Source organism: Microbacterium sp. zg.Y909 (genome assembly GCF_024626565.1).
In genome coordinates, this window is record NZ_JANJFJ010000635.1 from 1 (window position 1) to 1,520 (window position 1,520).

Here is a 1,520-nt window from a genome sequence, read left to right on the forward strand (position 1 = left end):
GTCGGGTTCGTGTCGGCGGTGCTGCTGGTGTGCCTGCTGGTCACGGCCGTCGTGTCGTATCTCTATGGATCCGTGCGCGTGGGGCAGCGGGAGCTGCGCATCTCCAAGTCGGCGCGCATCCAGCTCGCCATCCTCGCCGGTCTCTACCTGCTCGTGCAGGCGGCGAGCCTGTGGCTGGATCGCTACCGCAACCTCGTGCAGGACAGTGACCGCATCACCGGCGCCAGCTACATCGACGTCAACGCGATCATCCCCGGTCAGGCGATCCTCGCCGTCATCGCCGCGCTCGTCGCGGTGCTGTTCTTCGTCACCGCCATCATCGGCCGGTGGCGCTACCCCCTGATCGCGACCGCGCTGCTGATCGTGTCGTCCCTCGTGGTGGGCGTCGCCTACCCGTGGTTCGTGTTCAACGTGCAGGTGCGGCCGAACCAGCAGACGCTGGAGATGCCGTACTTCGAGCGCAACCTCGAGGCCACGAAGGCCGCCTACGGCATCGACGCCCTCGAGCGCACCGACTTCGAGGCCGTCACCGACGTCGAGCCCGGGCAGCTGCGCGAGGACGCCGATACCACGGCATCCATCCGCATCATGGACCCGGCGATCATCAACCCGACGGTGCGCCAGATCGAGCAGTACCGCTCGTACTACCAGTTCACCGACCCGCTCGACGTGGACCGCTACCAGATCGACGGCCAGTCGCAGGACACCGTCGTGTCGGTGCGCGAGCTCAACCTCGCCCAGCTCGGAAACGCGGCGTCGTGGTACAACACGACCCTCGTCTACACGCACGGCTACGGCCTCGTCGCCGCCAAGGGCAACGAGCGCACCGCCGACGGCAACCCGGTGTTCATCGAGCGCGGCATCCCCGTCACCGGTGAGCTCTCCGACCTCGGCGACGGCTTCGAGCCCCGCGTCTACTTCGGCGAGTACTCGCCGACGTACTCCATCGTCGGCGCCCCCGCCGACCGTGCCCCGATCGAGCTGGACTACCCCAGCGGCGAAGACGGCGCCAACGAGACCAAGACGACCTTCGAGGGCGACGGCGGCCCGAGCGTGGGCAACATGTTCAACCGCCTCATCTACGCCCTGAAGTTCCAGGCGACGGACCTGCTGTTCTCCGACGCCATCAACGAGGACTCGCAGATCCTCTACGACCGCGATCCGCTGAGCCGCGTGGAGAAGGCCGCACCGTACCTGGAGCTCGACAACGATCCGTACCCGAGCGTCGTGGACGGCCGGATCGTCTGGATCGTCGACGGCTATACCCTCAGTGCCAACTACCCGTACTCGAGCACGGTGAGCCTGAGCGACGCGATCTCGGATACGACCAACCCCACCCCGACGGTGGCGCTGGACAACATCAACTACATCCGCAACTCGGTCAAGGCCACCGTCGACGCCTACGACGGGTCGGTCACCCTCTACGCGTGGGACACCGAGGACCCGCTGCTGCAGGCGTGGCAGAACGTCTACCCGTCGACGCTCCAGCCCATCAGCGAGATGTCCGGCGAGTTGATGAG

The 1,520-nt window shown here is 66.7% G+C and carries 1 protein-coding gene; it reads left to right on the forward strand.

What is annotated here, in order from left to right; translation table 11 throughout:
* The coding region (locus NQ160_RS23635; RefSeq protein ID WP_257517429.1) for a UPF0182 family protein at positions 1–1,520 on the forward strand (1,520 nt) is incomplete at both ends.